Source organism: Bordetella genomosp. 10 (assembly GCF_002261225.1).
In the GTDB taxonomy this organism is placed as follows: Bacteria; Pseudomonadota; Gammaproteobacteria; order Burkholderiales; family Burkholderiaceae_B; genus Bordetella_C.
The window spans coordinates 1,724,880-1,751,584 of the sequence record NZ_NEVM01000001.1; the positions used below are offsets into that span (position 1 = coordinate 1,724,880).

The window sequence follows — 26,705 nt, forward strand, 5'->3', positions numbered from 1 at the left end:
CGATGCGCTTCGTCCGGCCTACGTCCGAATACCTTCACTTCCCATTCGGACCCGATGATGCCTTTTCGCACCTTCCCGCTGCCGCGCAAGGCGGCCCCGCCGCCGTCTTCTTCCTGGCTTCCGCCGAAACGGCTGGTCCTGATTCTGGGCGCGCTCTGGGCGTTGCAGGCCCTGCCGGCGGCGGCCCAGACCGCCGAGGCGCCCGCCGCCGCTTCCACGCGGCAATATCGCATCCCCGCCGGCCCACTGGCCGACGTCGTCAATCAGTTCGCCGGCCAGGCGGGCATCGCGCTGACCTTCGACGCCAACGCCTTGCAGGGCGAGACCTCGCGCGGCGTGCAAGGCAGCTTCGACGTCGACGGCGGACTGCGCCAGGCACTGGCCGGCAGCCGCTGGCAGGCGCACCGCAGGGCCAACGGCGCCTACGTGCTGGAACCCGCGCCGGCGGCGGACCGTGGCGCGGCCGACGCGGGAGCGAGCGTGACGATGGCCACGGTGAGCGTCACGGGCAGCGCCGACCGCGCCACGACCGAGCACTCCGGCGCCTATGGCGGGTCGGCCACCACGATATTCAAGGGCCAGCAATCGGTGCGCGAAACGCCGCAGCCGGTGACCATCGTGTCGCGCCAGTTGCTGAACGACCGCATGCTGCCCGACCTGCACGACGTGCTGCAGAACGTGCCGGGCGTGACGGTCGACTACACCGACAGCGAACGGGTGAACTACTATTCGCGCGGCTACCAGATCGACTCGTTGCAGGTCGACGGCATCAACATGTACCAGAGCGGCTCGACCTTCGTCCAGCCCGACACCGCCGTGCTGGACCGCATCGAAATCCTGCGCGGGTCGGCGGGCATCCTGCGTGGCTCGGGCAACCCGTCGGCCACGGTCAACCTGGTGCGCAAGCTGCCCACCCGCGACTTCCAGGCCAGCGTCACCGGCACGTTGGGATCCTGGGACCGCCGCCGCGCCGAGGCGGACATCTCGGGCTCGTTCAATGACAGCCAGACGCTGCGCGGCCGCATCGTCGCCGTCACCGACGACAAGGACTTCTTCCAGGACGCGCGCGACGAGCACCGCCGCGTCTTCTACGGCGTGCTGCAGGCCGATATCACCGACCGCACCACCGTCACGGCCTCCTTCGAGCACAGCCAGTTGAAGGCCACCGGCGCCTGGGGCGGCCTGCCGCGCAACTTCGACGGCTCGGCCCTGGACCTGGGACGCAGCACCTACCTGGGCAGCGACTGGAACCACTGGAATCGCTGGAACGAGCAGGCCATGCTCAGCGTCGAGCACATGTTCGACAACGAATGGCAAATCAAGGCCACGGCCATGAACACGCGTTTCCGCTACTTCGACGGCGGTTTCACGCAGACCTATATTTCCCGCGCCAGCAAGACCAATCCCTACCTGTTCAACGTGGTGACGTCGGATTATCCCAACAGCGCCAGCGACCAGAACGCCTTCGTCCTGACCGCCAACGGTCCCTTCGAAGCCTTCGGCCGCAAGCACCACCTGACCGTCGGCGCGGAAAGCAGCTACGTGCGCACCACCGCCTCCAGCGGCTACGCCAGCTACGGTCCCCTGAACAACATCGACATCCGCGACTGGGATTCGTACCGCACCTATCCCGAACCCAGCAGCTACGCCGGCGGCAGCTATTACGAGGCCAGCAACAACGTCGTCAAGCAGCAGGCGCTGTACGCCTTGGGCCGTTTTTCCATCGCCGATCCCTTGACCGTGATGCTCGGCGCGCGCGGCACCTGGTACGACTACGAAGTCTTGCAGGGCACCGCCAAGTACCGCGTGAACCACGAGATCACGCCCTATGGCGGCGTCGTCTACGACCTGAACGACACCTTCAGCGTCTACGGCAGCTACAGCCAGATCTTCCAGCCCCAGCAGGCCTACGACAGCGGCGGCAATCTGCTGGACCCGATCCGGGGCGACGACTACGAAGCCGGCATCAAGGGCGAGTTCTTCGGCGGCCGCCTGAACACCGCGCTGTCGCTGTTCCAGATCACCAACAAGGGCAAGGCGATGGACGACGCCAGCAGCCCGAATCCCTGCCTGCCCAACTATCCGACGGGCTATTGCAAGGTGGACGGCGGCAAGACGCGCAGCCGCGGCTGGGAGCTGGAAGTGTCGGGCGAGTTGACGCCCGACTGGCAGATCATGGCCGGCTACACCAACACGCGCACCAAGTACCTGAAGGACTCCACGGCCAGCAACGTGGGCCTGCCGATACGCTCGCTGGACCCGCGCCACCTCGTGCGCGTTTTCACCACCTATCGCCTGCCGGGAGCCTTGCATGGCCTGACCCTGGGCGGGGGCGTCCAGGCGCAGAGCAGCACCTACGCCACGGGCGGCGGCGTTACCGCGAAGCAGGGCGGCTACGCCATCTACAACGCCATGGCCGCGTACGACATCAACAAGCACGTGCGCGTGCAATTGAACGTCAACAACATTTTCGACAAGGTCTACTACAAGAAGGTGGATGCGACGGGCATCAGCAACTACTACGGAGACCCGCGCAACGTCATGTTGTCGGTGAATGTAAGGATGTAGGCGCGGCGGATGTAGACACGGCGGATGTCGGCGCGCCGGCCTACGCCGCCAGCGGGGCGATGCGCACGCCGACGTCGGCCGGCGGCGCATAGTGCAGGCTGCTGGTCACCAGCGCGTCGACGCCGCTGGTGGCGTAGGCCACCGCGTTGTCCTTGCGTATCCCTCCCGCGGCGAGCAAGCCGATGCCCGGCGCGCGTTCGCGCAGTCGGGGGCACCAGGCGCGCAAGTCGTCCGGCGAGACCTTGTCGAACTGCACGACGTCGGCGCCCGCATCGACGGCCGCCAGCGCTTCCTCCAGCGACTCGGCCTCGATGACGATCTTCTTCTCGGCCACGGCATGCCCGAGGGCTTGCAGCCGCTCGGCGACGGCCGGCCAGTCGCCGATCAAGGCCCGGTGCTGGCCGAACACCAGCACGGTTTCGCCCACGCCCAGCCGATGGGGGAAGGCGCCGCCGGCCAGCGTCGACTTCAAGGTGATCGCCTTGACGCCCGGCGCGTGCTTGCGGGTGGTCAGCACCGCCACCTTGGGCGCGGCGGCGCGCACCGCGGCGACCATGGCATCGGTGGCCGCGGCGATGCCGCAGGCGTGCTCGAGCAGGTTCTGCGCTACTTTCCAGGCGCGCAGCAAGGCTTCGGCGGGTCCTTGCGCGGACACGACCGTGCCGCCGGGCGCGGCCCGCTGGCCCGAGGCGACCAGGCCGGTCACCGTCGCGCCGCAGCGTTGCGCGATGCGCGCGGCCTCTTCGCTGCAGGCCACCACGCCGCCGCCGCGCAGCACCCATTGCATCGCCGCCGGCCGGTCGCCGACCGCGAGCAGATGCGTGGTCAGGTCCAGCAGCGGGGCGTCTTCGGCAATCCAGCGGTCGATCGTCGCGTCATCGATGAATACGGTATTCATGGCGTTCCAGTCGTCGAAGTTGAAAAAAAGCCAGGGCCGCCAGCCCGACCAGCACCAGCGACAGCGCGTTCGCGCAATCCGTCTCGGCGCCCAGCACGTGGTTGTACACGGCCAGCGACAAGGTTTCGGTGCGGCCGCTGATGTTGCCGCCCAGCATCAGCGAGATGCCGACTTCGCCCATGGCGCGGCCGGCGGCCAGCATCAGGCCGGCCAGGATGCCGCGCCGGGCCAGCGGCAATTCGATCCGCAGGATCACCCGCCAGGGCCGCGCGCCCAGGGACAGCGCCACCTCGCGCAGCGCTTCGTCGACCTCGGCGAAAGCGGCCTGGGAGGGCTTGACCATCAACGGCAGGCCGGCCACCACGGCGGCGATCACCAGGCCGGTTTCGCTGAACACCAGGTCGGGCCGCCAGTCCGGCGGCAGCCAGCGCAACAGCCAGCCCTCGCGGCCCAGCAGCAGCAACAGCGCATAGCCGATGACGATGGGCGGAAAGACCAGCGGCAGTGTCACCAGCGCGTCGAGCAGGGACTTGCCCGGAAACGCGCGCCGGGCCAGCAGCCAGGCCAGCGGCAGGCCGATCGCCAGTTGCAGCAGCACGCTCCAGCCCATGATCCGCAGGGTCAGCGGGATCGAGGACCAGGCGCAGGTTTTCGGCAGCAGATCCGGCAGCAAGGGGAAGTCTAGAGTCCGTTGGCGTCCATGATGCCGCGGGCGACATCGCCTTGCAGGAATTGTTCGAAGCGGCTTTCCGCGGCGGTGAGCGTGTGCCCCTTGACCGTGCCGAGCGCCAGTTCGATGGGGGCGTAGCACGACTGGGGCATTTCCAGGGACGGGCCGGCGCGGTCGGCGATGGCCAGCGCCTCGGTCTTGTTGACGAAGCCGGCATCGACTTCGCCCGAGGCGATGTAGCCGCCGACCTGGGGCACGCTGTCGACCTCCAGCAGCTTCGGCGCCAGCGCGCCGTCGAGCCCCAGGTGCTTCATGCAGGCATCGGCCGCCGCGCCGAAGACGGTGCGCACGCGGTGGGGCAGCGCGATGCGGGCAAAGGCCGGGCCCTTCAGGTCGTCGACGCCGGCCAGCGGTTTGCCCTTGCTCGCCACCAGCACCAGGCGTCCCGTGCCGATGCGGTCGAAGCGGCTGAACAGGCCGGTCGGTTCCAGCAGGTTCCGGTCGCCGATCAGGAAAGCGACGTCCGGGTTCTGCCTGGCCTGGGTCTCGATCTGCTTGATGTGGCCGAACGCCGCCTGGGCCTCCAGGCCGGTTTCCTTGTGGAAGGCCGCCACCAGCTCCAGCACCGGCTTGCGGTAGCCGCCCATGGCGGCGATGAGCACGCCGTCGGCCGCCTGCACGGGCGCGCCGGCCAGCAGCGCGGCCAGGACCAGCAGGCCGCCGGCGAAGCGGCGGCGCGGTAGAAAATGCCCCCACGCCGCGCGGCTCACGCCGCTTGCTGCCCCCCAAGGGGGCGTTTTTGCCTTGGGGCGGCCCGGCGGCAAAAAAGGCCCCCACGCCGCGCGGCTACGCCGCTTGCTGCCCCCCGAGGGGGCTTTTTTGCCTTGGGAGCGGCCCGGCGGCAAAAGGCGCGCCAGGCGCCGGGACGAAGCGGCGGGGCGAACATCGCGCATGACGTTATTCAGCATTCAGGATCCTGGCAGGCGGCGAGACGCCCGGCATCGGGCGGCGGCGATGGCCGGGTGTGACGCTGGCATTCCGCGCCGCTGTATGTCCCCGGCCATGGGGCGTTATATCCGTGCGAATATAACACTCGGCTTCGGCCGCCTCACTCCAGTTCGGCGACGGCCTGGCCTTCCTCGACGAGATCCCCTTCCTGCACCAGGATCCTGGCGATGACGCCGGCGGCCGGCGCCTGCACGGGAATTTCCATCTTCATGGATTCCAGGATCATGACGACGTCGTCCGCCTGGACGGGCGAGCCGGGCTGGACTTCGATCTTCCATACCTTGCCCGTGGTGACGGCTTCGATGCGGGTGCTGCTCATGGAGGTGCTCCTGTGGTCGGGATGGATGAGGGAATAGGCAAACGCCGCAGGTCCAAGCGCTCACTGGACGACCCTCCTGTCGCTGCGCGACCGCCTCCCCGAGGGAGGATTCGCGCTTGGGGCGGCCCGGCGCGCTCATTTCCGCGCCAGCACCTCCGCCCCCAGGCCCGTATGCACGTCGCCGGCCAGGAAGGCCGGGCTGTCCAGCACGGCCAGGATGAACGGGATATTGTTCTTGACGCCCGCGATCTCGAAACCCGACAAGGCGGCGCGCAAGCGTCCGATCGCCTCGCCGCGATCCGCCCCGTGGGCGATGACCTTGGCCAGCAGCGGGTCGTAGAAAGGCGTGACGGCATTGCCCGCGGCGTAGCCGGTCTCCACCCTGACGCCTTCGCCATGCGGCGGCTCGAAGCGCGCCAGCGTGCCGGGCGAGGGGAAGAATCGCACGGGGTCCTCCGCGTACACGCGCGCCTCGATGGCGTGGCCGCGCGGCGCCGGCGCCCGCGGCAGCACGTCCTGCAAGCGGTCGCCGGCGGCCAGCCGGATCTGCGCCTGGACCAGGTCGATGCCGCAGGCCATCTCGGTCACCGCGTGCTCGACCTGCAGCCGGGTATTCATTTCCAGGAAGTTGAAGGCGCCGTCGCCATGGAGCATTTCCACGGTGCCGATCACGTCGTAGCCCAGCTCCGCCAGGATGGCGGCAATGCGCCGGCCGAGCGCGTCGATGGCATCGCGCGCGATGCCCGGCGCCGGCGATTCCTCGATCACCTTCTGGTGGCGCCGCTGGATGGAGCAATCCCGTTCGAAGACGTGCTGGACGGCGCCATGGCGGTCGGCCAGTATCTGGAATTCGATATGGCGCGGCCGCGAGACGAGTTTTTCCGCGTACAGCTCCGCCTTGCCGAAGCTGCGCGCGGACAGCGACGCCGCGCGTTCCAGCGCGGCCGGCAATGCGGCCGCCTCGGTCACGGGGATCATGCCGATGCCGCCGCCGCCGCCCGCCGGCTTGATCAGCACCGGAAAGCCGACCGCCTCGACGGCCCGCAACTGTTCGGCCGGCGTGCCCGTCAACACCGGGCTGGCGGCGCCCATGGGCATGCCGTGCGAGGCCATCAGCGCGCGGGCGCGGGTCTTGTGTCCCATGGCCGCCAGCCAGCGCGGCGACGGGCCGATGAAGCATGCGCCGGCGTCCTGCACCGCCTGCGCGAACTCGGCGTTCTCGGAAAGAAAGCCATAGCCCGGATGGACGGCATCGGCCGCGCTTTCGCGCAACGCCTTCATCAACGCGGCCTGGTTCAGGTAGCTGGCGGCCGGCGCGCTTTCGCCGATGCAGTACGTCTCGTCGGCCTGGTCCAGATAGGGCAGGCCGCGATCCGCTTCCGAATACACGCAGACGGTGCGCAGCCCCATGGCTTGCGCGGCGCGCAGCACGCGGGCGGCGATGGCCCCCCGGTTGGCGATCAGGATCTTGTTCAACGTCATTGCCGGTCATTTCTCCACGGGGATCGCGCCGCTGCGTTTCAGCGCTTCGATGCGGGCGTCGTCCATGCCGAGCCCGCGCAGGATGCGTTCGGTGTCGGCGCCGATGTCCGGTCCGGTATGGCGGATGGCGCCGGGCGTGCGGGACAGCTTGGGAACGATGCCGGCCTGCTTGACCTGCCCGAGCGCGGGATGCGGCACGTCCACCAGCATGTGGCGGGCGGCGAAGTGCGGGTCCGCGTAGATGTCCGCGATGGAGTAGATGCGCGCCGCGGGGATCGATTGCTCGACCAGCATGCGTTCGAGCTCCAGGCTTTGGTATTTCGAGGTCCAGGCACCGATGATGGCGTCGATCGCCTTCATGTTGTCGGCCTGGCCGCGCGCCCGGATGGTCGCGAAGCGGGGATCGGTCAGCAGCTCGGGCTGCGCCATCAGGCGGACCAGCCGTTCGTAGATGATGTTGCTGTTCGCGGCGATCAGGATCCACTGGCCGTCGGCCGTGGGGTACAGGCTGTTGGGCGCCATCGTGGGCAGGTTCGGGCCCACGCGCCTGGGAACGAAGCCCAGTTGCTGGAAGGCGGGAACATAGGGCTCCATCTGGCTGAACGCCGTTTCGTACAGCGCCGCGTCGATCACCTGGCCCCGTCCCGAGCGGTTGCGCTCGTGGATGCACATCATGGCGCCGAAGGCGGCGTACACCGCCGTCAGGTAATCGGTGGTCGCCAGGGCCACGCGGGCCGGCGGCCGGTCGGGGTCGCCCGTCATGTGGCGCACGCCGCCCACGGCCTCGCAGATCGCGCCGTAGCCGGGCCGGTCCGCATAGGGCCCGTCCTGGCCGTAGCCGCTGATGCGCACCATCACCAGCCCCGGGTTGTCGGCCGAGAGCACGTCGTAGCCCAGGCCCAGCCGTTCCATGACGCCGGGCCGGTTGTTCTCCACCAGGATGTCGGCGCCCTTGATCAATTCCTTGGCGATGGCCAGGCCTTCCGGGGATTTCAGGTCCAGCGCGATGGATTGCTTGCCGCGCAGGATGGTGGCGGCGTAGAGCGAAACGTCGCCCACGTGCTTGCCCATCTGGCGGATGCCGTCGCCCTGCGCGGGCTCGATCTTGATGACCTCCGCGCCGAAGTCGGCGAACAGGCGCGCGCACGCGGGGCCCGCGATGGTCGAGCAGATCTCGATGACTTTCAGGTCGGCCAGCGGTCCCGCGGCGGGTGGGTTCATGGTGTCGTTTCTCATAGGCTACGCATAATCGTTTCGACGTGCCGGACCAGGCCGCGCAGGCGCGGCCCGATGTCCAGTTCGAGTTGGCGCGGCGCCAGCCGGAAGGTCGGGATGCCGCAGTTGAAGGCCATCTGCACCTCGCCTTCGCCGCGTTGCAGGGCCACGCCCACGGCGCGCGAATCCTGGGTCAGGTCCTCGTCGGACAGGCAGAATCCATCGCGCCCATAGCGCACCAGGGCCTGGCGGATGCGTTCGCGCGTCGCGTTCCAGCCCTGCGGGTCGCGCGCCTTGATCTGCTGCAACACGTCCGCGCGCTCGGCCTCGGGCAGGGCGGCCAGGTAGGCGCGGCCCATGGCGGTGCGCGCCAGCGGGACGCGGGAGCCCAGGCCGACGATGACGGGGCTGCCCGACACGTCGCTGGCGCAGCTTTCGACATAGAGCATGGCCATGCCGTGCCGGATGCCGAGCGACACCACGCCTTGCACCTGGTTGGCCATCTCCTGCATCAGGGGCCGGGCGTAGCGGCGCACGCGCATATTGGCCAGCAGCGGATAGGCGGTGACCAGCACGGCGGATCCCAGGGAATAACGGGAATGGTCCGCGTGGTAGTTCAGGTAGCCCAGCCGCACCAGGGTATAGGTCAGGCGCGACACCGTGGCCTTGGAGAGGCCGGAGCGTTCGACCAGCTCCTGGTTGCCCAGCAGCGGTTCGCCGGCGTCGAAGCAGCGCAGCAGCGCCAGTCCGCGCGCCAGGGTCGAGGCGAACTGGGCGTCGCCGCTTTCCTCTTCCAGGCTGCGGCGGCGGTAGTCCAGGTCGCGGCGTTTGTTGACCATGGTTGTCGCGCTATTTTTTGGCCAAGCCGAGGTCGGTCAATACGCTGCGGGTGGCGGCGAATTGCTCGTCCAGGTACGCGGCTTCGCCCGCGGCGTCCAGGTAATGGCTGCGCCATTGATTGTGCGCGAGAAAGGCCTGCCATTCGGGCGTGGACGTGACCGTGCGGATCGCGTGGTCCCAGAAGGCGACCTGTTCGGGCGTCATGCCCTTGGGGCCGATCACGCCTTGCGACGACACCGAGACGACGTTCACGCCCTGTTCCTTCCAGGTGGGAATGCCGGACAACGGCCCTTGCAGGCGCTCGGGCGCGGCGATGGCGAGCACGCGGATCTTGCCGGTCTGCATGGGCGCCAGCAGGTTCGGCGTGGTCGCCGCGACGATGTTGACGTGGCCGCCCAGCAGCGCGGTCATGGAGTCGGCCGATGATTTGAAGGGCACGATCGTCAGTTTCGTGACGTCCACGCCCGCCGCCTTCAGGGGCCGGGCGATGCCGACGTGGATATGGTTGCCGATCGACGTCGCGATGGCGATGTTGGCCTGGCCCGGGTTCTTCTTCAGGGCGTTGACCAGGTCCATGGCCGTGTGCCAGGGCGAATCGGCGCGCACCACCACCGCGACGTTCTCGTCGAGCAGGTTCGCGATGGGCGTGTAGTCCGTGTACTTCTTGTTCAGCGATCCGATGATCTGGTCGTTGATCAGGGAGCTGGTCAAGGTCATCAGGTAGTTGCCGTCGCCCTGTTTCTGGTCCAGCACGTTCAGCGCGATCGCGGTGTTGCCGCCCGGGCGGTTGCTGACGATCATGTTCTCGACCAGGCCCTTCTGTTCCATCATCTGCACGAGCTTGCGCGCGGCCAGGTCCAGGGCGGCGCCCGGGCCGGCCGGCACGATGTATTCGGCGTGGTCCGGCTTCCAGGGCTTGGCCGGCGGGGCCGCCGCGCAGGTCGCCGCGCCCCACAGGCCGGCCGCCAGCAGGCAGGCGGCCATGGACATCCGCGGCCCCGTGCGCCGCCTCTTCTCGATAGTGCTGACCCTCATGCTTGTCTCCGCGGAAAGGTGTCCGGCTTGCCGGATCGTTGTAGTTGCGCGGGCGCTAGCGCATCGGGCGCGCGCGCGGACCCAGTTGCGTGGACGCGACCTCGTAGGCGTCCTCGACCCAATCGCATAGCAGGGCGCGGGTTTCGGAAGGCTGGATGATGTCCACGATGCCGAACTTCTCGGCGGTTCGGAATGGCGAGGCGAGCTTGCGGTAATAGGCTTCCAGTTCCTCGCGGCGCGCGTCCGGATCGGGCGCGGCCTCGATCTCGCGCCGGTAGGCGGCGGCGACGCCGCCCTCGATGGGGATGGAGCCCCATTGCGCGGAAGGCCAGGCGAAGCGGTGATTCAGGCTTTGCCCGGTCTCGCCGTATTTCGGGCCGTGCAGGCCGCCGCCGACGCCGAAGGCGCGGCGGATGACGATGGAGACCCAGGGCACCGCGGCCTGTTCGATGGCGCCCGCGGCGCGGTAGACCAGCGGCACGGTGCCGGCGGCCTCGGCGTCCGGGCCGATCATCAGTCCGGGCTGGTCGACGAAGTTGACGATGGGCAGGTGGAAGGTATCGCACAGGTCGACGAAGCGCTCCATCTTCGCCGCCGACTGGTGCGTCATGGCGCCGCCCGAGATCATGGGATCGTTGGCCATCACGCCCACCGGATAGCCGTTGAGCCGGGCGAAGCAGGTCAGGGTCGAGCCGCCGTAGGCGCGCGCCATTTCGAACAGGTCGCCGTGGTCGAACACCCGCTTGAGAATCTCGCGCACCGCGTAGGGCTTGCGGCGGTTCTCCGGGATGGCCTCGTTCAACTGGACGTCGGCGCGCGCGGGGTCGTCGTCGCAGGCGATGACCGGGGGCACGCGCCACACGTTGCGCGGCAGGAAGGACAGGAAGCGCCGGATCTGCTGGAAGGCTTCCTGCTCGGTCTTGGCCACGTTGGACACGGTGCCGCCTCGCGCGGCGATCCTGGCGCCGCCGAGTTCGTCCTTGTGCAGCGTCATGCTCAAACCCTGGCGCACGACCGGCGGCCCGGCCGCGAAGATCTGGCTGATGCCGTCGACCATCACCGAGAAATGCGAGGCCGAGACCTTGACCGCGCCCAGTCCCGCGCACGCGCCCAGCGCCACGCCGACGACGGGCACGGTGCTCAGCAGGGGAATGACCGGCCAGGTGGAATAGCCGGGGATCTTGGTCGCCTGCTGCTGCTCCAGCAGGCGCACGCTGCCGCCGGCGGTGTCGACCAGCCTGACCAGCGGCATGTGCAGTTGATGGGCCATGCGTTCCGCATATACCCACTTGTCGGCCACGGCGGATTCGCTCGAGCCGGCGGCGATGGTGTAGTCGTCGCCCGCCACCATCACCTTGCCGCCGTCGATCCGGCCGTTGCCGATGACCGAGTTGGACGGCTGGAGCCGGACCAGGTCGCCGTCGGCGGTGTATTTCGCCTTGCCGGCCAGGGTGCCGAACTCGCGAAACGTGCCCGGGTCGAGCAGGGCGTCGATCCGTTCCCGGACCGTGAGCTTGCCGCGCGCGTGCTGTTTGTCCACGCCTTCCGGGCCGCCCATGCCGCGCGCCTGTTCGCGTCTCAGCGCCAGTTCTTCGTACGCCTGCTCCCATGCCATGTCTCGCTCCTGTTTCCAGGCATTATGCGAGGGACGGCAAATCCGGGTCGCGAAAATCGCTCAAATTCCGGCATTCGAAATAATGCGGCGCAGCATGGGCGGGGAGGGCAGCGGTCGCCCGAGGTCATTTCTTCTGCCGGCGGCTATTGCAGCTCCAGGCCGATGTTCTGCGACGCCTCCACATTCCCCGCGACCGCATAGAACAATTCGCCGGGCAGGGGCTCGCCCAGGAAACGGCCTTGCAGCACCTGGCAGCCGAGCCCGGCCAGGATCGCCTGTTGCATGGGCGTCTCCACCCCTTCCGCCACCACGTTCATGCGCATCACTTTGCCCAGCGCGATGATGGCCTCGAGCACGGTGGTGTCCGCCGGGTCTTGCGCCAGCGCCGCCACCAGGGCGGGGTCGATTTTCAGCTCGGCGGCGCAAATCCGCTTCAGGTAGGCCAGGCTGGCGTGGCCGGCGCCGAAATGATCGATGGAAATATTCACGTCCATCCCGGCGAGGCGATTCAGGATCGCGGCGCTGGCCTCCGCGTCGCGCATCGCGGTGGCTTCCGTCACTTCCAGGGTGAGGCTGCCCGGCCGCAAGGCATGGCGCCGCAGGGCGTCCCGCACGGCATCGACCAGCCCGGCATGAAAGAACTGCAGCGGCGACACGTTGACGGCGACGGTGCATTCCCCGTGGCCCAGCGCGTGCCAGCGGGCCGCTTGCCGGCAGGCCTCGTCCAGTACCCACGTGCCGATCGGCACCATCAGGCCGGACTTCTCGGCCAGGGGGATGAATACCTCCGGCGGCACGAAACCCCGCTCCGGATGGCGCCAGCGCAGCAGCGCTTCGGCGCCGACGACGGCGCCGGCGGAGGCGAGGAACTGGGGCTGGTAATGCAGTTCGAACTCGCGCCGGTCCAGGGCCACGTGCAGTTCCTCGACCATGGCGAGCTGGTCCTGCACGTCCGCATTCATCGTGGCGTCGTAGAAGCGGTAATTGTTCTTCCCTTGCTGCTTGGCGTGGTACATCGCGGTGTCGGCGCTGGTCATCAGCGCGTGCCGCGTCGTGCCGTTGCTCGGGTAGATCGAGATTCCGATGCTGGCCGTGACGCGCAGTTCATGGTCGGCGATCTCGATGGGCTGGTCGATCGCGTGTATCAGTTTATGGGCGACGATCGCGGCGTCCTGGGGTTCGCGGATCTCGACGACGAGAACGAACTCGTCGCCGCCGACGCGGGCGACGGTATCCTGGCGCCGCACCGAGTCGCTGATGCGGCGGGCGATGGCGATCAGCAGTTGGTCCCCGGCATGGTGGCCGCGGGCGTCGTTCACCGCCTTGAAGTCGTCGAGGTCGAGAAACATCAAGGCAAAGTGATCGCCGTTGCGTTTCGCCCTTTCCATGGTCTGCTTCAACCTGCCTTCCAGCAGCAGGCGGTTCGGCAGGCCGATCAGCGTATCGTGCATGGCCAGGCCGGCCAGCCTCCGGTTGACCCGGACGAAGATGACGCGCAGCGCGATCAAGGTCAATATCGTCGCGATGACCGAGGCGATGATCCAGGTCCGGACCTTGTCGTGGGCCAGGCGTATGCTCGCCAGCGCCGCGTCGTAGGCGGCGTCGCGCAGCGCGATGATGGGCTGGTAAGTGGCCTGCGTCCGCGCCCGGTATTCCCGTCCACTCAAGGGAAAGGCGCCGTCGGCGAAATGCGGGATCAGCTCCCGCTTGATGGCGACGTAGCGGTCCATGAAGCCGGTCCTGGCGTTATCGATGGCGGAGACGACGGCCGGCGAGGTGAGGGAATCCTCGCGCGAGGCGAGTATGGCCGCCCAGATCTGCCGCACCTGGCCTTCGTAGACCAGGAAGTCGTCCTTGTCGGCGGCGCCCACCGGCCTGGCGTCGACGACCAGTTGCTGCAACAGGCCTGCCTGCTCGCCCGCGATCGTCCGGAGGCTGCCCGCCAGGCCCGCGATCTGGCTCGACGCATAGGCGGGGCCGTCGACCGCCGACAACAGGTCGACCTCGCCGCGAACCAGGCGGGTGATTTCCGCGTTGACGCCTATCATCTGGTCGACCACGCGCGGCGCCGCCGCGCGGCGTTCGGTCTTGGATCGCCTCAATTGGTCGTCGCAGTAACGGCGGCTGGCGGCCAGTTTCCGGGCGACTTCCATGGTGCCCGTCACCAGGTCGGCGCTGCTCTTGTCCATCGACGCCAGGGCATCCACGCGGGTTTGCGCCGCGAGGATGGCGCCATCGGTTTCGACGCGGACGTTATGCAGCGGGCCCAATTCGGCGGCGTCGCCCAGCGCCAGGGTGGCGGCCCCGCGTTCCGAGGCGATGAATCCCTGGATATTGGCCAGCGCCTTGATGGCCTTGATGCGCGCCATGCTGGTGTCCAGCTCGCCCATCTGGCCCACCGTGCGCCAACAGAGCGCCCCCGCCAGGCCGATGACGACCAGCTTGATCAGGAGTAGCGCGAAGCCGAGCCAATTACGAACAGGCATTGAAGCCATCCTGTGTGTCCAGACGCCTACGACATTTCACGGTGGGCCTGGACAGCATGCCGGCCATTTTTCCGCACCCACCCCTTACCGGTTCCCCTTTGGGATTTTCTCGTCTATCTCCGGCGCTCAAACGGATTGACGCCGCCTTGCATTGCTTGCCTGACTGGAGAAATGGGTCTGCTGTCACTTATAGATACTCAATGTATCTATATATACTACGCCTGAATTTTGTTTTTCCTCAAATACAAGTTGTCGGGCTGGAGGCGCCTTGTTCTCCAGTGCCAGGGCGGTCCTGCGGGGCGCGGCGGCCAGGGGCGGGTAATCCCGCGGGGCCGATTCGGGCGTTCATCGCGCGGCGGAGCAGAAACCATTCGATCCGGCCGGCGAACGCCATGGGCCGCGGGCCTTTATTGACAGGGTCATGCTTGCCGTTATGACACTTATGGCTGACACGCTATGACACTTTTAACAGCACCACGGCATAGGTGCATGGCCGATCACTTTCGTTCTTGAAAATGCAATCCATCGGCGGGCCGAGTTCCAGGCAGTCTCCTTCCTGCATCTCGTGGCGCGTCTGGCCTTCCACGAAGACGAGCTCGCCGGCCAATACCCATACCAGTTGCCGCAGGAAAGCGTATGCCGAAGCGGGCATGGCGACGTTTTTCCCGGCGGGGAGGGTGACATGAACCACGTCGAAAGGAATGTCCGATCGCGGCGAAACGTGACGTCGTATATAACCCGTCGCCGGGTCGATCCAGACGGGCTGGTCGGTTTTCTTCAGGAGGCGGCCCTGGGTAATCTCGGCGCGAGCCAAAAGGGTCGACATGCTCAAGCCGAAGGCGCCCGATAACTTTCCGAGAAGATTTGCCGTGGGACTGCTGTCGCCGCGCTCGACCTTATGGATCATCGCCCGGGAAACCGAAGCGCGCGCCGCCAGTTCGGAGAGCGACCACCCGCGGCTTTCGCGCTCCGTGCGTATGCGCGCCCCTATCCTTTGATCCAGGTCTTGATTCGTCATCGTGCCACTATAGTGGACAGATGGGGCGCCAGCAACCGGGCGCCGCAGGCCGCGGCGCCCGGCGTCATCCCAGGTAGGCCAGGCTCTCCGGTCCAGTAGTTTGGCGAAGATCAGCCTTTGCGCACGGGGCTTTCTCTGTTATTCCGGTCAGGATTGTCGGTGGAGGATCGAGGTATTCAGCCAATCTAAAGACGAAAAATCCAAATTGATTGGTTGTCTAACATAGTGGATAATCTATCCACAATATTGGATCCTTCAAAAGGAGCTGCCCCGAGGATGCTCGCGTCAACCAAGGCGCAGCTCGTCGTGCTCCCGGAGCTTTCATGACCTCGACCCCATTGAGCGACGATATACGCCTGATCGACTGCAACGAGGCCGAACATGCGTTGGCCATACTGGAGATACTGAACGAGGCCATCGTCAATTCGACGGCTTTGTATGACTATGTGCCTCGGCCGCCGCGGGCGATGGAAAGTTGGTTCGCCGCCAAGCGGGCAGGCGGATTTCCTGTCGTCGGGGCGGTCGATGCTTCCGGAAAACTGCTCGGGTTCGGCAGTTGGGGCACGTTTCGCGCGTTTCCCGCCTATAAATATACGGTGGAGCACAGCGTGTACGTGCATGCCGGGCAGCGTGGGCGGGGGCTGGGCAAGCGCCTGGTGAACGAGTTGATCCGGCGCGCGCGGGAGGCGCAACTGCACGTATTGGTCGGCTGCATCGACGCCTCCAATACGGCCAGCATCAATTTGCACAGGAGTCTCGGATTCGTCCACGCCGGCACCTTTGCGCAGGTCGGCTTCAAGTTCGGACGCTGGCTGGATGCGGCGTTCTACCAGCTCAATCTGGAAACGCCCGTGCAGCCGCAGGACGGTTGATTCGGAGATTTAAAAAAACTCCACGCCGCACGGGTGGCGCCGTTTGCCGCCTGCGTTCGCCTAATTCCTCTCCAGCAATGGATGTGCGTAGGGCGACGTCCGGACGTGCGCGCGGGTGATGCGGATCAGCGTTTGCACCAGTTCGCGCTGGCGGGGCGCGGCGGGCAGGACGATACCCACTTCGCGGTAGAAGCGGTCGGGCCCCAGGTCGATGGCGCGCAGCCTGTCCTGGTGCCGTGTCAGGTCCTTCACCGGTATCAAGGCCGTGCCTATCCCGCACGCTACCATTTCCAGGATGGCGTCCACGTCCTGCGATTCGATCTGGCAGTTCGGACGCAGGCGATGCTGCTGCAGGAAACGGTCGACGACGCGTCCGCCGAAGGAGGCGCTGTCGTAGCGGATGAAGGGCAGCGTCGTCAGTAGTTGCCGCCAGTCGTCCGTCGCGGCCTTCATGGGACAGATGACCTTGAAAGGCTCGCGCAGCAACGGCACCCATTCCAGTTCCTGCGGGATGGCGAAAAAGGGCTTGACCACCATCGCGGCGTCCAGTTGTCCCTGGTCCACGGCGGTGAGCAGCAGCAGCGAGCCGCCCAATTCCAGATGCGTGGTGATGTCCGGGTTCGACGAGATCAAGGCCTCGATGACCTTGGGCAGGTACTGCCGCTGCATGCTCTGTATCGCCCCGAGGCGAAGGTGGCCCCTGAGCGTGGCGGGCTTCTTGACCTCCTGCAGTTCGGCGCACAGATGAAGGATGTGTTCGGCCCGGGAGACGACGTCGATCCCCGATTCGTTCAGCCGCACGTGGCGCCCGACCCGGTCGAAGAGCTGTAGCTGCAAGTGTTCTTCCAGCCGTTGGATCTGCGCGCTGGCCGCCGCCTGCGTCAGTCCGATTTCGCGCGCGGCGGCGGTGACGCTGCCCAGCCGGGCCACCGCGGTAAGGGTGCGTAGTTCCTTGAGCATTTCACAAGGGAAATTTGTGAGCCAGGACTGAAAATAGCCGCTCTCAACAAATTTCTCCATGAGTGGCTACCCCATGTCGCTGCCTGTAGGACGCGCGCCGGCGGCGGCGCAGCCGGCATGGCGGGACCCGGACGGGACGCTAGTCGCGGCCCCGGCGCGAGGCCGGCGTACCGGGACACGTGGGGGGCATATAGGCGACACGCCAGCCACACCGGCAGCCTTACAAAATTTATTTGTCAGCTCTACAAATAAATACAGTTTTTCTCCAGCCGAATTTATACATACCATCCTCTCTACCGGCTTGACGACGCATAGAACGTCGCGGCGGTCTTGGAACCACATAAATCAAGGGGCTAACGATGGACATTACTTCGCCTGGCGAAGGGCGCGCGCACGCCCGGAAGCGGCGCGGGGCGGTGAAGCTTGCGCTTGCCGCCGCCGCGGGCAGTTCGATTTTCCTTTCCCTGGTTTTTCCCGCGGCGGCCCATGCCGCGTATCCGGAACAACCCATCAACCTGATCGTGCCTTTCCCGGCCGGCGCCGGCACCGACCTGACGGCCAGGACGATCGCCATGTGCATGGAGACCAAGCTTCCCAATGCGCATTTCATCGTTCTCAACAAGCCCGGCGCCGCCGGCGACATCGCGATGGGCTACCTGGCGCATGCCGCGCCCGACGGCTACACGATAGGCATCGTGAATACGCCCGGCATCGTCAGCCTGCCCATCGAGCGCAAGCGCAACTACAGCATCGCCAGCTTCGATTTCATCGCCAATCTGGTCGAGGACCCGGCCACGATCAACGTCCGGTCGGACAGCCCGATCAAGACGGTCCAGGACCTGATCGAGGCGGCGAAGAAGAATCCGGGCAGCCTGACGGTGGGCACGCAGGGGGTGGGTTCGGCCGGGCATATCTCCGCCCTGATCCTGGAGCACGCCGCCGGCATCAAGCTCACGCCGGTGCCGTTCCAGGGCACGTCGCCCGCCAGCGTGGCCCTGCTCGGCAAGGTCATCGACAGCACGACGGCGAACCTGGGCGAGGCGATGACCTTCGCGAAGGGAAATCCGTGGCGCATCGTCGGTGTCATGAGCCAGGCACGGTCGCCGGCCGCGCCCGACGTCCCGACGTTCAAGGAGATGGGGCTCGACGTCTCCTCCGGCAGCATGCGCGGGCTGGCCGCGCCGCGCGGCATCCCCGCCGAGGCCATGGCGCGGCTGGCCGACGCCGTCGACCAGTGCAACCACGATCCCTCGTACCTGGAAAAGGCCAAGGCCACCTTCCAGCCGCTGCATTACATGAAACGGGACGAGTACGTGGAAAACCTGAAGGCCCTGGACAAGCAGCTCCGGGAGCTGTGGGCCATCAATCCCTGGACGCTTTGAAACCCAAAGGAGCTTGAAACCGTGAAGCAGAATCCGCTGTATCAAATATGGAAGCAGGGCAAGCCGGTATTCGGGACATGGGCGACCATGGTGCACCACCCCCGGTTCATGAAGCTGCTGGCCGTGACGGGCCTGGACTTCGTGCTGATCGAGATGGAGCACAGCGACTTCTCCATCAGCCAGGTGGCCACCATGTGCCTGGTGGCGCGCGAGGCCGGCCTGGTGCCCATCGTCCGTCCCGCGGGATCGGACTCCCACGATTACACGCGCCCGCTGGACGCCGGCGCCATGGGACTGCTGCTGCCGAATATCGAAACGCCCGAGCAGTTGGAACAGATCCTGGGCTACACCAAGTACGGTCCGCGCGGCCAGCGCATCCTGAATATGCGCGGCCCGCATACGGATTACGTGAAGCTGTCGTCGCCCCTGGAACAGGTCGCCGAACTGAATGCCCAGACCGCGACCATCGCCATGATGGAGACCCAGGTGGGACTGGACAACCTGGACAGGATCTGCGCGGTTCCCGGCCTGGACGCCATCATGATCGGGCCCGACGACCTGACCCAGGACCTGGGCGTCCCCGGCGACATGCAGCACCCCCGCTACCAGGAGGCGGTCGAGCACGTGATCGCGACGTGCACCAGGCACGCCGTTCCCTGGGGCTTCAGTTGCCAGGACCTGGCGGCCGCGGAGCGCTGGATCGCGCGCGGCATCGGCTGGATGCCGTTCAGCAACGACGTGAACAGTCTTTTCAACACTTTCAGCCAGGCGGCTTCCGGCCTGAAGCGCCTCGCCGACCGACAGGAGCAGGCATCGTGAACATCAATACCCAGATGAAGACCACCGCGCGCTATCGGCCCTACGGCTGGCGGGCGAAGATAGGGCTGATCGTCCCCTCGACGAATACGATCAACGAGCCCGAGTTCTATCGGATGGCCCCGGAGGGGGTCACCATACACACCGGCCGCGCCATCAACAGCGGCCCCGCCACGCAGGAGAACTACGACCGCATGGCGCGCGGCGTGATGGAGGCCGCGGACCTGATCAAGACGGCCGAAGTCGACGTCGTCGCCTACGGCTGCACCTCCGGCTCCATCGTCTGCTCCCTGGACGAACTGTGCGACGGCATGGGCGAGCGGGTGGGCGCGCCCGCCATCGCCACGGCGGGGGCGGTGGTGGCCGCGTTGCGGGCGTTCGGCGTGAAGCGGGTGGCGGTGGGCACCCCCTACATCGAATACGTCAATGACCGCGAGCGCGAGTTTCTCGAACAGTATGGCTTCGAGGTGGTGTCCATCCAGGGCCTGGACCTGGGACACACCCAGGAGGAGCGGCGCGACATCGGCCGCGTGCCGCCGCAAGTGGCGTATCAGTTGGCGCGCGACATCGACCGCCCGGAAGCTGACGCGATTTTCCTGTCGTGCACCAACCTGGCCACGATAGACATGATCCAGCGCATCGAGGACGAACTGGGCAAGCCGGTGATCACCAGCAACCAGGCGACGATGTGGGCGTGCCTGCGGCTGCTCGGGCTTTCCAACGCGGTGCAGGGCTACGGCAAGCTGCTGTCCGAAAAGCTGGATCCCATCACCCGCAAGAACTACATGCTCGGGTGAGGCGATGAGTCCCGATCCGGACATGAAACTGGCGGCGCGGCTGTTCGACGCCTTGCGCGCGGCGACCACCGACGGCGTGGGCGTCACGCGCGACGCCTACGGCCGGGGCGAGCAGATCGCCCACGACATGGTCGCCGAAAGCGCCCGCCTGCACGGCCTGGAAACGCGCGTGGACGGCAGCGGAAATCTCTACCTGACATTGCCGGGCCGGGATCGCGCCGGGCCGGCGCGCATGACGGGCTCGCACCTGGACTCCGTGCCGGTCGGCGGCAACTTCGACGGCGCGGCGGGCGTGATCGCCGGACTGGCCGTGCTGGCCGGCTGGCGGGCCGGCGGCTACGTCCCGGATGTCGACGTGACCGTCATGGGCATCCGCGCCGAGGAAAGCACCTGGTTTCCCTATTCCTACCTCGGCAGCAAGGCGGCGTTCGGCGTGGTCGAAAATACCGTCCTGGATCTCAAGCGATCGGACACGGGGCTGACGCTGCGCCGGCACCTGGCCGGGCTGGGCCTGGACCCTGAAGGCTACGGCGCGCCGGCGCTGTCGGCCGCCGGCATCGAGCGCTTCGTGGAGCTGCACATTGAGCAGGGCCCCCATCTCGTCGACGCCGGCGTGCCGGTCGGCATCGTGACGGGAATACGCGGCAGTTTCAGATATCGGGACATGCGCTGGCTGGGCAAGTACGCGCATTCGGGCGCCGTGGGACGCGACAAGCGCAGCGACGCCGTCCGCGCCGCGGCGCTCTGGATGAGCGAGATCGATACCGCCTGGGAAATGCTGGACGAGATGGGCAAGGACCTGGTGGTGACGGTGGGGAAGGTGGCGACCAATCCGGCGCAACATGCCTTCAGCAAGGTGGCGGGCGAGTTGGATTGCTGCATCGACGTCAGGAGCATCAGCCGGGAAGTGCTGGACCGCTACGACGAGATCCTGCACGACCGCGCGGAAAACGTGGCGCACAGGACGTCGACCCGGGTGGCGTTCGGCGCGCGGACCGGCTCCGAGCCCGCCGTGATGGATGCCGGGCTGGTCGACGGCCTGGACGCCTGCGCGCGGCGGCGGGGCATTCCGGCGCTGCGGATGCCCAGCGGCGCGGGCCATGACGCGGCGGTGTTCGCCAACCAGGGCGTGAAGACGGCAATGATATTCTTGCGCAACGAAAACGGATCCCACAATCCGGACGAGGCCATGGACCTGGGCGATTTCGCGCTGGGCGCGCGCCTGCTCGCGGATATCCTGGCGGATGACGCGCCGCGGCGAAAAAGTATCGGAGAGAAATAATGAAGTGTCTGGTCGTTCAACCCATCCACAAGGATGGCGTGGATCTTCTGCGCGAGGCCGGCATCGAGGCCGTCATGCCGGCGTCCGCCGCGATGGACGATGTGGGACGGGCCATCGCGGATTGCGACGCCGCGATCACCCGCAATGCGGGACTCAGCGGCGACGCGATAAAGCTGGGCGGCCGGCTGCGCGTGATCGGCAGCCATGGGGCGGGGACCAATATGATCGCCATCCCGGTGGCGACGGCGGCGGGGATCGCGGTCGTGAATACCCCGGGCGCCAACGCCCGGTCGGTTGCCGAGCTGGTGATCTCGATGGCCCTGGCGCTGGTGAAACGGACGGCTTATCTCGACGCCGCCGTGCGTGGCGGGAACTGGGATGCCCGCTATGGCGCCGGCTTGCGGGAACTGTCGGGGATGACGCTGGGCATCGTCGGCCTCGGCCAGATCGGCCGCGCGGTCGCGCGGATCGCGCAGGCGGGGTTCGGCATGAAGGTCTACGTCCATTCGCCCTCGGTGCCCGCGGCGGATATCCTGTCCGCCGGCTGCGAGCCGGTCGACGGCCTGGCGGCGCTGGCGCGGCGCGTGGACATCCTGACGCTGCACCGGCCCGCGAATACCGGCGCCACGCCCCTGGTGGACGGGGCGATGCTGGCCTCGATGAAGCAGGGGGCGATCCTGATCAACACCGCGCGCGCGGATCTGGTCGACGAACGGGCGCTGGCGGAGCATCTGCGCTCCGGTCATCTGGGCGGGGCGGGCGTCGACGTGTTCTCGAAAGAGCCGCCTCCCGCCGATCATCCCCTGCTCGGCCTGCCTCAGGTGGTGCTCGCGCCCCATGCCGGCGGCAGCACGGAAGAGGCGCTGCAACGCACCGCCGTGGCCGTGGCGGACCAGGTGATCAAGGTCCTGCGCGGGACCCGGCCCGAACATCTGGTCAATGCGGATGTCTGGGAGCGGCGGCGCGCCGCGCCGTAGCCGCGGGGCTCATCGCTTCAGCCGACGCGCCACGCCGCCCAGGAAGGCGCGGCATTCGTCCACCTTGCCCAGGTAGGTCAATAGAAAGTAGAGGCCGCCATAGACCGCGAGCACGACGACGGCCAGGGCGATCGGCGCCTGCCATCCGAGCGCGATCTTCACCGCGTAGGCCGCGGCGGCCGCGAGCGCGGCGGCGGTCCATAGCGTGAAGGTCAGCGCGCGCGGCAATCCCGTGGCGCCGATGCGGCGGTTCAGGGTGCGGCGCAGCAGGAACAATTCGACCCAGCCGGCGAGGCCGGCGGACGCCGTGAGGCCGACCGTGCCCCACCGCGGCGCGATGCCCAGCAGCGGCGGCAGGACGAGCGCGCACAGCAGGCCCAGCGCGGTGGTGAGCGCCAGGCGCACCATGGCGTAGCGCAGGGGCGTGCGCGGGTCGAGCAAGGCGTAGTAGGTCGACGAATACAGCCGGCCCAGCGTCGAGGCCAGCAGGCCGATGCCCGAGCCGGCGAGGATCGCCCAGACGAACACCGCGTCGTCGCGGGTGAAGCGGCCCGATTGGTAGAGCGCCGCGGTGATGACGTCGCCCAGGACGAAAAACGCCATGGCGGAGGGCACCACGAAAAACGCGATGCGGCGCATGCCCAGGTTCAGGCGGCCGCGCAACGCGGCGGTCGCGTCCGCGCTGACGCGGTCGCCCATGGTGCGCGCCATCGCCGGCAGCTCGGACGCCGAGATGGCCATGCCGAACAGGCTGATGGGCAGCATATTGATCGATGCCGCGGTGGTCATGGCCGCCATCGCGCCCGGCCCGAGCAGGGTGGAGATGGCCTGGTCCACGTAGGCGCTGATCTGCACGATGCCGCGGCTGAGGGCGACCGAGCCGAAATTGCGTATGACTTCGCGCACGTTGGCGTTGGACCCGTCCGGCCGCAGGGGCAGCCTGCCCGTGAGGCGCAGGACCGGCGGCACCTGGATGGCGAACTGCAGCAGCGAGCCCAGCGTCGCGCCCCAGGCCAGCCACACGGCCAGCATGGGAAGTTCGGCATGCCTGAACGCCACCATGGCGGCGATCATGGAAAGATTCCAGATCACGGGGGCCGCGTAGGACAGGAAGAACTTGCGGTGGCTGTTGAGGATGCCCAGGCACCAGGCCGAGCCCACCAGCAGGCCCACGCCGGGAAACAGGATGCGGACGAGAAGAATGGTGAGTTCGCGCTTCTCGCCGGCGTAGCCTGGGGCGACGGCCCAGATGAGCCATGGCGTGGCGAGGATGCCGATAAGCACGATGACCGAGATGGCCAGCGCCAGGATGGCGGCGAGGGCGCCCGCGACGCGGTTCGCTTCCTCCTCCTTGCCCTGGGCCTGCAAGCGCGCGTACACGGGGATGAAGGACGCGGAAAGCACGCCCTCGCCGAAGAGGTTCTGGAGAAAGTTGGGCACGCGCAGCGCCGAGCTGAACGCGTCGGCGATGTCCGAAAGCCCGAAATAATGCGAAAAGACCCGCTGCCGGACCAATCCCATCAACCGGCTGCAGAGAATGCCGGCGGCGACCAGGATGGCATGGCGGCCACTATTGACCCGAGGCATGGCTGTGCCTTGAAAATAGGGCGATTCTAGCAAGCCGCGCCGGTGCCCCGCGCCCGCGCCGTCAGCCACGCGCGGAAGCAGGCGATCTTGGGCTCGTCGGCGCGGGCGGCGGGGCACACCAGGTGGTAGCCGCGCGGGCGCCGCAAGACCAGGGGATGGGGCGCCACCAGCCTGCCTTGCGCCAGGTCTTTTTCCAGGTAGCGCAACTGGCCCAGGGCGACGCCCAGCCCTTCGGTGGCGCATTGGTAGATGATGCTCAGGTCTTCGTAGTACATGTCGCCGGCCGCCACGCCGCGGTGCGCGCCGGCCAGCCGGATCCAGTCCGGCCAGTGCTGCGGGCGCCGGTTGGAGTGCAGCAGCGGCAGGGCGAGCAGCGCCTCGGTGGTGCAGGGGCTGGGCAGGCGTCGCGCCAGCTCGGGCGCCAGGACCGGCGTCAGCGCGTCGCTGAACAGCAAGTCGTTGCGCAATCCCTCCCAGGGGCCGTCGCCGTAGACGATGCCCATGTCCGCGTTCTCGCGCGTGAAGTCCACGCCTTCGACGGCGCTGCTCAGGCGCACGTTGATGTCGGGATGGGCGGCCTGGAAAGCCGGCACCAGGGGAATCAGCCAGCGCACGAACAGGGTGGTGTGGCCGCGGATGGTGAGCACCTGCTTGGCGCCCGTGGTGACCAGTTCGCGCGTGGCGCTGGTGATCTGGCCGAAGGCCTGCGTCAGGGACGCCGCATAGGTTTCGCCGCCGCGCGTCAGGCTGAGGCGGCGGCCGGCGCGGTCCAGCAGCGCGAACCCCAGCCAGGCCTCCAGGGCCTTGATCTGGTGGCTGACGGCGCCTTGCGTGATGTGCAGCTCCCGCGCGGCTTCCGTGAAGCTCAGGTGGCGCGCGACGCTTTCGAAGACGCGCAGCGGGTTGAGCGGAGGCAGTTGCGGATTCATGTATTAGCTTTGCTCATGCGGCCTTGAAAAATTCTCGATGGCGTGCGGGGCCGCGGATGCCTAAGATCAACGAATAAAGCCGTGGACGCCATGGTGGCGCCGGGCGGTTAACCCCGAAATTATTACTTTTACTACGTTATCGGGGCAGGAGACATAGGCATGAACACCCCATATGGCACCGACTTTCCGTCGCTGCGTGAGCAGGTCGCGCCCGAAGAATGGGAGGCACGCCGCAACCTGGCGGCCTGCTACCGGCTGATGGATCGCTACGGCATGACCGACATGATCTACAACCACATCACCGCGCAGATTCCCGGCAAGGCGGGCAGCCTGCTGATCAATCTCTACGGCTTGCTGTACAAGGAGATCACGGCGTCCAACCTGGTCGAGATCGACCTGGACGGCAACGTGCTGCGCAAGCCGGACACGGACTACGGCATCAATCGTTCCGGCTACGTCATCCACGGCTGCATTCATCGCGCGCGGCCGGACGTGCACTGCGTCATCCATACGCATACGCGCGCCGGCATGGCGGTGTCGGCCATGCGCAGCGGCTTGCTGCCGATCACGCAGACCGCGTCGCGCTTCCACGGGCATATCGCGTATCACGGGTTCGAGGGTCCGGCCATCGACCTGTCCGAACAGGAAAGGCTGGTCCGCGATCTCGGCTCGCACAATGCCATGATCCTGCGCAACCACGGCTTGTTGGTATGCGGCGCGTCCATCGCGCAGGCGTTCAACCTGATGTACCAACTGGAGATGTCCTGTCGCGCCCAGGTCGACGCCATGGCCGGCGGCCTGGAGAACGTCGCGGTGCCCGGCAACGAGGTGCTGGAGCGCGCCGCGCACCTGTACCAGCCGGGCACGCGCCGTCCCTACGGCGAACTCGAATGGCACGCGATGCTGCGCCTGCTCGACGCCGAGCCCGGCGGCTATCCGTCCTACGCCGCCTGAGAGGAGCCGCCGAGATGAATGCAACGACGGCGGCGCCGCGCTATGCGGGCGCCTGCGATTGCCACGTCCACGTTTTCGACGACGGGACGCATTATCCCTGGGCCGCGGACCGGACCTACACGCCGGCGGCGGCCACGCTGGACGAATTGCTGGCGCTGCACGCGCGTATCGGCGTGGACCGCATGGTGATCGTGCAGCCCAGCGCGTACGGCGCGGACAACCGCTGCACGCTGAATGCGCTGGCGCGACTGGGCGAGGCGGGGCGCGCGGTGGCGGTGATCGACGAATCGACTTCCGACGGCGAACTGCGCGCGATGCACGCGGCGGGCGTGCGCGGCGTGCGCGTGAACCTGGAGACGGCCGGCCAGCACGATCCCGGGCAGGCGCATGAACGCCTGTTCTGGGCCGCGCGGCGGGTGGCGAGCCTGGGCTGGCACGTGCAGACCTTCACGAACCTGGCGACGCTGTCGGCGCTGGGGCGATCCCTGGCTATCTTGCCCACGACGCTGGTGGTCGATCATTTCGGGCGTGCGCAGGCGGCGCTGGGGACGGCGCAGCCGGGCTTCGACATGTTGTGCGAGGCGCTGGCGAGCGGCCGGGTCTACGTCAAGCTGTCCGCGCCATACCGCGTTTCCCAGGTGGAGGACTACGCGGATGCGACGGCGCTGGCGCGCGCGCTGATCGCCGCCAACCCGGATCGCGTGCTGTGGGGATCGGACTGGCCACACCCGGGTTCGGCGGCGGGCAAGCCGCGGCCGATCGACCAGATCACCCCGTTTCGCGCCGAAGACGATGCGCGGGCCATGGCGCGCTGCCTGGAATGGGCTGAAACGCCCGGACAGGCGCGCAAGCTGCTGGTCGACAATCCGGCGCGGCTGTACGAGTTTTGAAGGCGCGCCGGCCCAGGGGGGAGAGGGCCGGACGCCAAGGCTGCCGCGTCCGACAGACGCATGAAGCAGCTACATAAAGCGGCCACATAAAACAGCCACATAAAG

Annotated in this window: 23 protein-coding genes; 9 read left to right on the forward strand and 14 right to left on the reverse strand. The window is 67.4% G+C overall.

Translation table 11 applies throughout. The annotated features are described in order from the left end of the window. The first annotated feature begins 57 nt into the window (after positions 1-57). Positions 58-2,568, forward strand: a complete 2,511-nt coding sequence (locus tag CAL29_RS07575) for a TonB-dependent siderophore receptor (protein ID WP_094852780.1) — start codon at positions 58-60, stop codon at positions 2,566-2,568. Positions 2,569-2,608: 40 nt separating this feature from the next. Here CAL29_RS07575 and modD read toward each other — a convergent pair whose 3' ends face one another. The 11 genes from modD to CAL29_RS07630 all read right to left on the reverse strand — a co-directional run bounded on the left by modD (position 2,609) and on the right by CAL29_RS07630 (position 15,154). After that, on the reverse strand, positions 2,609-3,466 hold the full coding sequence (gene modD / locus CAL29_RS07580; RefSeq protein ID WP_094852286.1) for a ModD protein: 858 nt from the start codon (positions 3,464-3,466) through the stop codon (positions 2,609-2,611). Further along, positions 3,444-4,124 carry a molybdate ABC transporter permease subunit gene (modB, locus tag CAL29_RS07585; RefSeq protein WP_373559720.1) on the reverse strand — a complete coding sequence of 227 codons (681 nt, stop codon included), beginning with the start codon at positions 4,122-4,124 and terminating at the stop codon, positions 3,444-3,446. Before modB ends, modD begins: the two co-directional genes overlap by 23 nt. Positions 4,125-4,147: 23 nt before the next feature. After that, positions 4,148-4,906 (reverse strand): molybdate ABC transporter substrate-binding protein, encoded by a 759-nt coding sequence (modA, locus tag CAL29_RS07590; RefSeq protein WP_256977249.1) that lies wholly within the window; start codon positions 4,904-4,906, stop codon positions 4,148-4,150. A gap of 338 nt (positions 4,907-5,244) precedes the next feature. Continuing rightward, positions 5,245-5,463 carry an acetyl-CoA carboxylase biotin carboxyl carrier protein subunit gene (locus CAL29_RS07595; RefSeq protein WP_094852287.1) on the reverse strand — a complete coding sequence of 73 codons (219 nt, stop codon included), beginning with the start codon at positions 5,461-5,463 and terminating at the stop codon, positions 5,245-5,247. Positions 5,464-5,598: 135 nt separating this feature from the next. Then, positions 5,599-6,945: an acetyl-CoA carboxylase biotin carboxylase subunit gene (locus CAL29_RS07600; RefSeq protein ID WP_094852288.1), complete on the reverse strand. Its 1,347-nt coding sequence runs from the start codon at positions 6,943-6,945 to the stop codon at positions 5,599-5,601. A 6-nt stretch (positions 6,946-6,951) separates the two neighbouring features. Beyond that, entirely contained in the window at positions 6,952-8,166 is a 1,215-nt protein-coding gene (locus CAL29_RS07605) for a CaiB/BaiF CoA transferase family protein (protein ID WP_094852289.1), read from the reverse strand. 11 nt (positions 8,167-8,177) lie between these two features. Further along, a complete protein-coding gene (locus tag CAL29_RS07610; protein WP_094852290.1) occupies positions 8,178-8,999 on the reverse strand; it encodes an IclR family transcriptional regulator in 822 nt (273 codons plus the stop codon). 10 nt (positions 9,000-9,009) lie between these two features. Then, positions 9,010-10,035: a tripartite tricarboxylate transporter substrate binding protein gene (locus CAL29_RS07615; protein WP_094852291.1), complete on the reverse strand. Its 1,026-nt coding sequence runs from the start codon at positions 10,033-10,035 to the stop codon at positions 9,010-9,012. 55 nt (positions 10,036-10,090) lie between these two features. Beyond that, entirely contained in the window at positions 10,091-11,650 is a 1,560-nt protein-coding gene (locus CAL29_RS07620; protein WP_094852292.1) for an acyl-CoA carboxylase subunit beta, read from the reverse strand. 143 nt (positions 11,651-11,793) lie between these two features. Further along, a complete protein-coding gene (locus CAL29_RS07625; RefSeq protein WP_179283940.1) occupies positions 11,794-14,136 on the reverse strand; it encodes a putative bifunctional diguanylate cyclase/phosphodiesterase in 2,343 nt (780 codons plus the stop codon). Positions 14,137-14,590: 454 nt separating this feature from the next. Next, entirely contained in the window at positions 14,591-15,154 is a 564-nt protein-coding gene (locus CAL29_RS07630) for a helix-turn-helix domain-containing protein (protein ID WP_094852294.1), read from the reverse strand. 323 nt (positions 15,155-15,477) lie between these two features. On the opposite strand from CAL29_RS07630, the gene CAL29_RS07635 reads away from it, so the two are divergent. Beyond that, positions 15,478-16,026 (forward strand): GNAT family N-acetyltransferase, encoded by a 549-nt coding sequence (locus tag CAL29_RS07635; RefSeq protein ID WP_094852295.1) that lies wholly within the window; start codon positions 15,478-15,480, stop codon positions 16,024-16,026. A 60-nt stretch (positions 16,027-16,086) separates the two neighbouring features. Here CAL29_RS07635 and CAL29_RS07640 read toward each other — a convergent pair whose 3' ends face one another. Further along, positions 16,087-16,986, reverse strand: coding sequence for a LysR family transcriptional regulator (locus CAL29_RS07640; RefSeq protein WP_094852296.1), 900 nt, complete (start codon positions 16,984-16,986; stop codon positions 16,087-16,089). 359 nt (positions 16,987-17,345) lie between these two features. Between CAL29_RS07640 and CAL29_RS07645 the strand changes: the two genes are divergently transcribed. The 5 genes from CAL29_RS07645 to CAL29_RS07665 are packed head-to-tail and all read left to right on the forward strand — an operon-like array spanning position 17,346 to position 22,240. Continuing rightward, positions 17,346-18,368 carry a tripartite tricarboxylate transporter substrate binding protein gene (locus CAL29_RS07645; RefSeq protein WP_094852297.1) on the forward strand — a complete coding sequence of 341 codons (1,023 nt, stop codon included), beginning with the start codon at positions 17,346-17,348 and terminating at the stop codon, positions 18,366-18,368. A 21-nt stretch (positions 18,369-18,389) separates the two neighbouring features. Continuing rightward, positions 18,390-19,187, forward strand: coding sequence for an HpcH/HpaI aldolase family protein (locus CAL29_RS07650; RefSeq protein WP_094852298.1), 798 nt, complete (start codon positions 18,390-18,392; stop codon positions 19,185-19,187). A gap of 14 nt (positions 19,188-19,201) precedes the next feature. Beyond that, positions 19,202-19,981 carry a maleate cis-trans isomerase family protein gene (locus tag CAL29_RS07655; protein WP_373559721.1) on the forward strand — a complete coding sequence of 260 codons (780 nt, stop codon included), beginning with the start codon at positions 19,202-19,204 and terminating at the stop codon, positions 19,979-19,981. Between the two features lie 4 nt (positions 19,982-19,985). Beyond that, a complete protein-coding gene (locus tag CAL29_RS07660) occupies positions 19,986-21,263 on the forward strand; it encodes a Zn-dependent hydrolase (RefSeq protein ID WP_094852300.1) in 1,278 nt (425 codons plus the stop codon). After that, a complete protein-coding gene (locus CAL29_RS07665; protein ID WP_094852301.1) occupies positions 21,263-22,240 on the forward strand; it encodes a hydroxyacid dehydrogenase in 978 nt (325 codons plus the stop codon). Before CAL29_RS07660 ends, CAL29_RS07665 begins: the two co-directional genes overlap by 1 nt. Before the next feature lie 9 nt (positions 22,241-22,249). On the opposite strand, the gene murJ is transcribed toward CAL29_RS07665, so the two are convergent. Beyond that, entirely contained in the window at positions 22,250-23,827 is a 1,578-nt protein-coding gene (murJ, locus tag CAL29_RS07670) for a murein biosynthesis integral membrane protein MurJ (RefSeq protein WP_179283941.1), read from the reverse strand. Positions 23,828-23,853: 26 nt separating this feature from the next. Then, a complete protein-coding gene (gene gcvA, locus CAL29_RS07675) occupies positions 23,854-24,756 on the reverse strand; it encodes a transcriptional regulator GcvA (RefSeq protein WP_094852302.1) in 903 nt (300 codons plus the stop codon). 159 nt (positions 24,757-24,915) lie between these two features. On the opposite strand from gcvA, the gene CAL29_RS07680 reads away from it, so the two are divergent. Together CAL29_RS07680 and CAL29_RS07685 are read left to right on the forward strand one after the other, a co-directional pair. Further along, on the forward strand, positions 24,916-25,710 hold the full coding sequence (locus CAL29_RS07680; protein ID WP_094852303.1) for a class II aldolase/adducin family protein: 795 nt from the start codon (positions 24,916-24,918) through the stop codon (positions 25,708-25,710). A gap of 14 nt (positions 25,711-25,724) precedes the next feature. Beyond that, positions 25,725-26,600 (forward strand): amidohydrolase family protein, encoded by an 876-nt coding sequence (locus CAL29_RS07685; RefSeq protein WP_179283942.1) that lies wholly within the window; start codon positions 25,725-25,727, stop codon positions 26,598-26,600. Positions 26,601-26,705: the final 105 nt, after the last annotated feature.

Excerpts from the sequence above, each read along its gene's own strand:
- CAL29_RS07575 (WP_094852780.1), top strand. The coding sequence starts at position 58 with ATGCCTTTTCGCACCTTCCCGCTGCCGCGCAAGGCGGCCCCGCCGCCG.
- modD (WP_094852286.1), bottom strand. The coding sequence starts at position 3,466 with ATGAATACCGTATTCATCGATGACGCGACGATCGACCGCTGGATTGCC.
- CAL29_RS07595 (WP_094852287.1), bottom strand. The coding sequence starts at position 5,463 with ATGAGCAGCACCCGCATCGAAGCCGTCACCACGGGCAAGGTATGGAAG.
- CAL29_RS07600 (WP_094852288.1), bottom strand. The coding sequence starts at position 6,945 with ATGACGTTGAACAAGATCCTGATCGCCAACCGGGGGGCCATCGCCGCC.
- CAL29_RS07605 (WP_094852289.1), bottom strand. The coding sequence starts at position 8,166 with ATGAACCCACCCGCCGCGGGACCGCTGGCCGACCTGAAAGTCATCGAG.
- CAL29_RS07610 (WP_094852290.1), bottom strand. The coding sequence starts at position 8,999 with ATGGTCAACAAACGCCGCGACCTGGACTACCGCCGCCGCAGCCTGGAA.
- CAL29_RS07615 (WP_094852291.1), bottom strand. The coding sequence starts at position 10,035 with ATGAGGGTCAGCACTATCGAGAAGAGGCGGCGCACGGGGCCGCGGATG.
- CAL29_RS07620 (WP_094852292.1), bottom strand. The coding sequence starts at position 11,650 with ATGGCATGGGAGCAGGCGTACGAAGAACTGGCGCTGAGACGCGAACAG.
- CAL29_RS07625 (WP_179283940.1), bottom strand. The coding sequence starts at position 14,136 with ATGCCTGTTCGTAATTGGCTCGGCTTCGCGCTACTCCTGATCAAGCTG.
- CAL29_RS07630 (WP_094852294.1), bottom strand. The coding sequence starts at position 15,154 with ATGACGAATCAAGACCTGGATCAAAGGATAGGGGCGCGCATACGCACG.
- CAL29_RS07635 (WP_094852295.1), top strand. The coding sequence starts at position 15,478 with ATGACCTCGACCCCATTGAGCGACGATATACGCCTGATCGACTGCAAC.
- CAL29_RS07640 (WP_094852296.1), bottom strand. The coding sequence starts at position 16,986 with ATGCTCAAGGAACTACGCACCCTTACCGCGGTGGCCCGGCTGGGCAGC.
- CAL29_RS07645 (WP_094852297.1), top strand. The coding sequence starts at position 17,346 with ATGGACATTACTTCGCCTGGCGAAGGGCGCGCGCACGCCCGGAAGCGG.
- CAL29_RS07655 (WP_373559721.1), top strand. The coding sequence starts at position 19,202 with ATGAAGACCACCGCGCGCTATCGGCCCTACGGCTGGCGGGCGAAGATA.
- CAL29_RS07660 (WP_094852300.1), top strand. The coding sequence starts at position 19,986 with ATGAGTCCCGATCCGGACATGAAACTGGCGGCGCGGCTGTTCGACGCC.
- CAL29_RS07665 (WP_094852301.1), top strand. The coding sequence starts at position 21,263 with ATGAAGTGTCTGGTCGTTCAACCCATCCACAAGGATGGCGTGGATCTT.
- murJ (WP_179283941.1), bottom strand. The coding sequence starts at position 23,827 with ATGCCTCGGGTCAATAGTGGCCGCCATGCCATCCTGGTCGCCGCCGGC.
- gcvA (WP_094852302.1), bottom strand. The coding sequence starts at position 24,756 with ATGAATCCGCAACTGCCTCCGCTCAACCCGCTGCGCGTCTTCGAAAGC.
- CAL29_RS07680 (WP_094852303.1), top strand. The coding sequence starts at position 24,916 with ATGAACACCCCATATGGCACCGACTTTCCGTCGCTGCGTGAGCAGGTC.
- CAL29_RS07685 (WP_179283942.1), top strand. The coding sequence starts at position 25,725 with ATGAATGCAACGACGGCGGCGCCGCGCTATGCGGGCGCCTGCGATTGC.